Consider the following 7,549-nt stretch of genomic DNA (forward strand, 5'->3'; position numbering starts at 1 on the left):
CGAGTTCGGCTTTGTAATGTCTGAATAATATTGGCAATTTCCTGGGTTGATGACTGAGTGCGCATAGCAAGACTACGTACCTCATCAGCCACTACCGCAAAGCCTCGTCCTTGTTCGCCTGCGCGCGCCGCTTCAATCGCAGCATTGAGCGCCAGCAGATTGGTTTGCTCTGCAATGCCACGGATCACATCCAGCACACTACCAATGGTTTCGCTATCGCGTTCTAGCTCATCAACCACAGATACACTCGTGTTGATTTGCTCTGATAGCTGCCTGATTTTAAGAATTGTCTGTTCAACTTCAGTTTGCCCCATCTGAGCATTATCATGGGTTTTACCCGCTTTATGGGCCGCAAGTTCCGTGGTTTTAGCAATTTCATCAATAGTTGCTCCCATTTCAGTAATCGCCGTAGCCACCATATCGGTTTCGTTGAGTTGTTGCGCCACGCCCTCGGAAGCAAGCATCGCATTTTGTGAAACACTCTTGCTTGAAGTGTTAATCGTCCCAACAGATTCAATGACTTGCTCGATAAGCTGCTGAAAACTTCCAACCATGCTATTGAAATGCTGTGCGATTTCACCTAATTCATCCTGAGTAGAAACATCGCATCTAAGGGTTAAGTCTTTGCTCACTTCGATACGAGAAATCACCTGAGTAATGCGCTCTACTGGAGTGATAATGCTGCGGATAATCAGGTAAGTAATTATGCCTAGGATTAATGCAATGATTAGAAAGACTATAATCCCAATATTCCTGCTGCTCTTCTCAGTCTCATCAATCGCTTTTAAGGCAAGGTTATGCAGTTCGTCGGCGCTGGATTCAGTTAATAGATTGGCTGCGACTAATTGCGCCATCGTGCCTTGTTTTTCATCCAAACCCAGATGCTGCTCTTTACTGACAAGGCTTTTAAAATCCTTTTGATATTGGTCTATCGAGGCGGCAATTTTATTTTGCGTATCGAAATCTAAACTTGACGATCTTAGACTGGTATTAAACACCGCAATATTGCGGTCAAAAGTCTCTACGTAGCTCATTTCGCGGCGCAACATAAAATCTTTTTCATTGCGCCTAAGCTGTAGCATGGCAACTTGTAAGGATAATTGATCATACTCCTTAAGCATGGATTCGACATTGTGCACCGCGGTTCTTAGGGTGCCATAAAGACCTGTTTTAGGCGTTAATCCTATTTCTTGCTGTAGTTGAACAACTTCATTAAATGCCACTTGGTATTGGTTTAGATTACGATCAAAACTTTCTAGGGAAGCAACGGGTACATCGTATGTTTTAAAAATACTCTCAAGCTTCGGGAGCAGGCCATCTATTTGATCATGAGTTTGTTTATGCTTTTCAACATATTGAATATCTTTGCGACTCAAAAAATCCTTTTCATTTTTACGCATCAACAACACATCACGCTCGAGTTCAAGCACGGTTCGCGCCGCATGGGAGAGTTCCGACTCAACCGAATTTGTATAAAGTTGTAATCCAAACATGGCAATCACAGCCGTTACGGATACGGCAGCACTGAGTAACAATTTCGAGCGGATTAACATAAAAAGCCCCTAACAAATAACGTCTCTTAAAAAGATAGTTGGGAGTAACGTCTTTCACCTTAAATATTGCCTTCATAAACAGGATCTTAAGAGTTAACTCATTTATTTAGACAGAAAAATGGCCTTATTTGTGATCTGATAATTGTCGCCAAACAAACCATCAAACACAAAAAGGCCAGTCATGATTATCTCTCTTAAAAAGCAGTTTATGCAATTCTTTAGCGCTCACTTTCTTCAAAAAACGGCAAAAAATATTGGCCTCATGAAGCGATGTCGAGCGATTTTACCAGAACAACTCGTACTCAGTCTTATTTCGGCGCTCAGTAAGGGGAATTGTACTTCAATTGCCGATCTGCTCAGGCAGTTCAACGGGATGTGTCTATTTAACTCTTTTTATTGGCTAAGACAGAACCAAGAGTAGGAGTAGGAGCAGAACTAGGAGCAGGAGTTGCTGCTTGGGTTGGCAATTTTTGCAGATATCGCTGCATGTCATTGGACAGGTTTTGCGTCAGTTGCTGGCGCTTTTGGCTAACGTGGGCGGTGATCTCATCGAGTTCGTACTGTCTGTTGATTTCCGCCTGCATTGCCATCACAAAACGCCGTAATGACGTTATGCCTTGTATTAATTGTTGCAGTGCTGCTGGCAAGTGCTTTGGCCCCAGCGCCAATAAACCCACTAGCAGTACTAGCGCCCACTCAGTCAAACCGGTATCAAACATAACATCATCCCATTGGTTATTCTTTATTTTTGCACTTTCAGGCGTCATCAAGCACTGCCACGACTGATGTGCCAGGTGATTTACCTTACAAATCATCAATCCGAGTATTTTTACTTACTCGGACTGACGTTGCCAACGCTGCTACAACTGCCTGCCATAAGCTAAAACGGCACGCTTGCCGCAGCCTTCATCGCCGGTTTTACTTGCCCGCAGGCGTGTAGCTATCCTGTGTGGGAGTGAGCGATTCTCAGTCCATCACCTGGTTACTGGCGAAAGGGATTTTCAACCCACAAGTCCAAAATGTCGCCGGTGACCAGATTCAGCCTGAAGTGCGTTGATGGGTCAGCCTTTACAAAGAGCTCAAATACCCGATGCATGGCTGATAAGCGCGCCTGCAATACCGACAGTTGGCAATCAAAATCCTCTGCACTGCAGCTTTCGCTGTGCTGGGCTAATTGCAGTGTGGCGAGTAATTGCATCGCCACTTGGTAGGTGGGGATGCGCTCGTAACCATAGTCCTGCAGTGACAGTTCATCGGCATTTTTCAGGTGGTAAACTAAATCGAGCAATTCCTGGAAATCTTCATTAAAGAAGGACTGACGCGATAAGCCACTCTGGGCGATGTGATTTTCGACCTGCACTGTCGCTGCGATGGCCGCTTGATAATCTTCTTCAGTCGCATCCTTGCCGATAAAGGCGGTCGCGACTTGGGCTGCACTATGGTGGGGCTCAAGCTGCTTCGACGCTTGCAGTGCCTTTGTGGCGCTGATTGGCACAGGTAACTGGCTGGTCACCATCAAGGCATACAAGCTGGGATTGCTTTGAAACAGCAACTTCATATCTTCGGCCATGCTGTCAAAGAAGCGGTTACGCACCAGAGTCATCAAATGGCGGCGCATTAAATCGCGGTAATCGGTGGCTTCCAACATCTCGCGCCAAAACACCGCATCACCTTTGCCCTGTGCCTCAAATTGGTCGATCTCTTGGCGGTAAAATGGAAACAGCGCATCAAAATCAGGCACATCACTCACCACAACCGTATCAATCTCGACATCGTTTCTGTTATGGAAGGTCACTAATTTATAGGCTGGAATGTATGCTGATAATGAAGGTACTTGTACGTTAAACACATGCCCTTGGTCATTGCGGTAGCAATAGGTATCGTTCACATGCATATGCCCGGCAAAATGCAGCTTAAGGCCGCAGCTGATAAAAGCATCGCCCACAGCACTGTCGGGTAAGCGGCTGATGGTATTGCTTTTATCACCGAGCAAATAATTCACATCGTGGCCGTCGTTGACTTCGCCATCGCCATCAAGATAGTTAAGTGCCGGATAATGCGAGATTAGTAACAGCTTTTTGCCCAGCAGTTCTGCCCGCTGGTTTACATCTTTAAGCCAATCCATCAGGTAGTCTTTACCATAGCCTGGTTCGATCCCTTGCTTCCAGCCACGGCTGTCATGCTTAAAGCCCGTGCCATTGGGACGAAAGACATTCATGTCTACCATGCAAATCCATAAGCCCTCTTCTGGCTCAACCAAGTAGCTGGCATCCCCGACCAAGGCCCGTTCATTGTTATCGGGATTGATGGCCCAATACTGGCGATCGGAAAACGCATCAGAGGTGCCAAAAGGCGTTTCGTAGTGCAACCAATGTGCTTGCTTGCGAAAACCATAGTCGCCAAGGTCAGTCATCATATCCTCGATGCTCCCTCCCCACATACTGGGGGTCACATGGCGATATTCCCCGGACTGACCTTCATCCGTGGGGTTGCTGCTGGTGTTGCGATCGTCCACCACCATCACTTGCCGGCCTTCTTTATCGAGGAACATCTTGCTTTGGCTAGCCCCTGCGGGATAACAATCATGGTTGCCCGGCGCTAATAGAAACACAAAACCATAACGCTCGCGGTACTGCTCCAACACCTTTTTAAAGCCCTTGATGGTATCGACCTGACCATCATCGGAATAATCGCCGCTGAAGCATACATATTTCACCCCCTGCTCGCCAAGCTGCTGCAAGGTGGCATGCAGGACGAAGTAGTTTTCGTTGAACATGCGAGTGGAGCGGCAGGACACATTCATACTGCGCATCGTGACTTGACGGCCACTGGCATCTATAGGGGCTAAGTCGGCAAAGTCATAGTCGCCATACACATCGTGAAAATGCACATCGGAGAGGATGGCAATCTTGTTTGATGACTGAGCGGCGGCATTATCGCTGTCGCTTGAATTGCAACCAGGCAACAAGGTGGCGGCGCCTAGACTTGCTGTGCAAGCACTTGTTATTTTTATGAAATTTCGACGAGATAACTTCATTGTACTGCTCCTTACGAATGGAGCGAAAAAATTATCAACCACAAATGACTAAACCGTGACAAAAACATGACAGAGCGATGACAACCCTTGAAAATGCCAACCAGAGCATATAAATCAGCAAAACTGGACCTGAAATATGATTCGGTGCGGTGTTAAGCCTAGGCGTGTCGCAATGACGAGCCATGCCATCGCGACTGAAAGATCGAGCATACAGAGATTTATTGAGTGGAAAAGTTGGGACTTACATGGTCACCTCGGGGCTAGCAAGGCCAATGTCCTATTTTGTTGAAACTGATTTGTGCTAATCGATAGTTCACCTTTCAGAAAGGGGTAACGGTCGTTAATGGTTCGGGGTCTTGCGACATATATCCGGTGTCTGTTGCGCCCTAATGAGATCCAAATTGACGTCTTCCTCTCCTTGGCATGCATATGACCTCAAAGGTCTCTGTCCTTCTTGAGCAACAGGAAAGAACTTATCGTAGCCCCAGTTGTAGATGAAGGCATAAACTAAGTAGAAAACTACGAAGCCAAGATCCAGCATTAGCGCCTCCAGCATGCTGACATTCAGCCACCAGGACAGAACGGGCAGGGCGACAATAAGTAGACCGGCCTCGAAGCCAAATGTGTGCAGCACCCGTTGAAACAGAGTTTTATGAGTATGTCCCTGATGCTTTAGCAACAGCTTGTCGACCCCGATATTGTAAATGTAGTTCCAAATAGTCGCTAATAGTGAGAAGAACAGTGCAAGTGGTCCCATCTGGTTGAGCCCAACGTCCATGAACCAGCTTGCCAACGGGGCGGCAATCATCAATCCAACAAATTCAAAACCAATTGCATGGCGTAAGCGATCGTTACGGGTACGCATAAATTACTCTCTCAAAAAGATTTGTTAACGAATTAATGGTTAATCTATACGCAAATATTGATACATTCACTTTATTATCTATCTGCAAAATAGATAGATTAAGTTCAGATTAGGTAAATTCGGGGAACAAAAGAAATGAATCCGTCATTGGAACAACTGAAGATCTTGCTAGCTGCGGCTGAAACGGGCTCTTTTTCAGCGGCAGCGCGTAAACTAGGCAAGGCACAGTCAGTGGTTAGTACCGCCATCGCCAATCTGGAGATCGACCTGGCGCTGACCTTGTTCGACCGCTCCGGTCGCTATCCGCAACTAACACAAGCTGGTTCGAGAATGGTAAAGGAGGCGGAGATCCTGCTGGCGCAGAGTGAGCGCTTGCAGGCCGTTGCCGGTGAACTAGCTGCCGGAATAGAATCACGCCTGACCTTGGCTATCGATGATGACTCACACTTACCCTGGCTTGGTGCTGTGTTGGAGCAGTTTGCGAACCGCTATCCTATGGTGGAACTGGAGTTGCTATTTCCATTGATGGAAGATGTCACCGAGTTACTCGTAACTGGGCGTGCTCAGCTTGGCATCTGCTACCAGAGGGTGCATCCACAGCGTGAGATTGTCACCTACTCACTCAGTGAAGTGGCTATGCCACTAGTGGTATCTCCTAGCCACCCATTGGCTCGCAAACCCTTGCTGCGTGAGGTTGACTTGCAAGGATCACGACAGTTGATGGTGACCGGACGACGAGAAGGCAGCGAACGCCAGCGCTTTCGACTCTCCGCGCAGGTATGGTGGGTCGAAGGGGATCTCGGTGTACTGGAACTGGTTAAACGGGGTCTGGGCTGGGCAGCTATTCCCGCATTTCTAATCCATCAGCCTTTGGCACGTAATGAGGTTGTGATACTGAAGTCTGACTTTATCAGCGGTCAAGCTCTAACGCTGGAGTTACAATGGCACCGCGCACGTCCACTGGGACTGGCGGGATGCTGGCTTAAAGAAGCATTACAGGCGCTTTAAAGCGGGAGAAACTGAGGGAAGGGACGACTGAAGAGAGGCTATAAAATTTTCTGTGTAAGTGGCCGTTTATCACGACGGTGTCGCTCATCGGCAGCATGATATTCCTGTTTAGTGCCTTGATTTCTTATCGGCGGACTTTTAAAAAGGCAAAAAATAGATTTTTAACAAAAGCGTACTGCACCATGGCTCCCTTTTTAAGTGAGCGCCATGGTGCAGGTTAATTGCTTTAGAGCCATTGCCTTAGTGCAATGGCGATGATCAACGCCGGGCACACATACTTCACATAGGTTGGCCAAATGCGCCAGAGCAATCCGGTACTATCGACCCCTTCTTGGGCAGCAATCGCGTTTAATAATTGTGTTTGCCGCCAAATCCAGCCTAAATAAATCGCAATCCCCAGGGCTACCAATGGCTGAGCAATTTGGGTAGTGAGCATGATAATTAAACTAAACAAGCTCTCAAAAAATACCGCCAATAAAAGGGATAGTGAAGTCAGCAACAGGCCGATAATGATGCTGGCTCGTTGGCGGCATAAGCCAAATTGTTGCATCAAATAGCTGGTGGGCACTTCGGCGATGGAGATGGCCGATGTTAGCCCGGCAATCGTCAGTAACAAAAAGAAAATCACACTGATGATTAAGCTTATTCCGTCACCTAAGGTTGAAAATAATGCGGGTAATACGCTAAACACCAACGTATCGGAATCGATTAAATTGCCCTCAGCATTCACTATGGTCACGCCATTGTGCTGAGCAACATACATGGCCGGAATGATCAACAAGGCAGCAAGAAAGGCGATGCCGCTGTCAGCAAAGGCGACCCATAGGGTCAATTTGGCAATGTTTTCTTTTGGGTTCAAATAACTGCCATAAACCATCATGGCGCCAGTGCCTATGGTGAGTGAGAAAAAGGTTTGTCCTAGGGCGCTGAGCAAGGTGTCCGGTGCCATCGCCTTTGCAATATTGGGTGTCATGAGGGCGCGAAGCCCTTGTTCTGCGCCCGTGAGGCTAAAGATATAGCCGACACCGGCCAAAAGCATAACGATGAGTAGCGGCATTAACCGTTTGGAGCATTTTTCGATGCCAT

General features: G+C 47.3%; 6 protein-coding genes and 1 pseudogene. 2 read left to right on the plus strand and 5 right to left on the minus strand.

What is annotated here, in order from left to right:
* Nucleotides 1-1,553 (minus strand): methyl-accepting chemotaxis protein (locus tag ACRCZA_RS12010; RefSeq protein WP_438674667.1); only part of this gene is annotated, 1,553 nt, incomplete at its 3' end.
* A gap of 181 nt (nt 1,554-1,734) precedes the next feature.
* Here ACRCZA_RS12010 and ACRCZA_RS12015 point away from each other — a divergent pair.
* A pseudogene (locus ACRCZA_RS12015) lies at nt 1,735-1,935 on the plus strand (IS4 family transposase); the annotation flags it as partial.
* A gap of 1 nt (nt 1,936) precedes the next feature.
* Here ACRCZA_RS12015 and ACRCZA_RS12020 read toward each other — a convergent pair.
* The 3 genes from ACRCZA_RS12020 to ACRCZA_RS12030 all read right to left on the minus strand — a co-directional run bounded on the left by ACRCZA_RS12020 (nt 1,937) and on the right by ACRCZA_RS12030 (nt 5,455).
* Nucleotides 1,937-2,272, minus strand: coding sequence for a hypothetical protein (locus ACRCZA_RS12020; protein ID WP_438674668.1), 336 nt, complete (start codon nt 2,270-2,272; stop codon nt 1,937-1,939).
* Between the two features lie 263 nt (nt 2,273-2,535).
* Entirely contained in the window at nt 2,536-4,590 is a 2,055-nt protein-coding gene (locus ACRCZA_RS12025; protein ID WP_438674669.1) for a metallophosphoesterase, read from the minus strand.
* Between the two features lie 340 nt (nt 4,591-4,930).
* Complete coding sequence (locus tag ACRCZA_RS12030) at nt 4,931-5,455, minus strand: PACE efflux transporter (protein WP_438674670.1); 525 nt, start codon at nt 5,453-5,455, stop codon at nt 4,931-4,933.
* 135 nt (nt 5,456-5,590) lie between these two features.
* Between ACRCZA_RS12030 and ACRCZA_RS12035 the strand changes: the two genes are divergently transcribed.
* Nucleotides 5,591-6,463: a LysR family transcriptional regulator gene (locus ACRCZA_RS12035; RefSeq protein ID WP_438674671.1), complete on the plus strand. Its 873-nt coding sequence runs from the start codon at nt 5,591-5,593 to the stop codon at nt 6,461-6,463.
* 226 nt (nt 6,464-6,689) lie between these two features.
* Here ACRCZA_RS12035 and ACRCZA_RS12040 read toward each other — a convergent pair.
* On the minus strand, nt 6,690-7,549 hold an 860-nt coding region (locus ACRCZA_RS12040), incomplete at its 5' end, for a sodium-dependent transporter (RefSeq protein WP_438674672.1).

Origin of the sequence: Shewanella sp., assembly GCF_051658185.1 — a bacterium.
Taxonomy (GTDB): Bacteria; Pseudomonadota; Gammaproteobacteria; order Enterobacterales; family Shewanellaceae; genus Shewanella.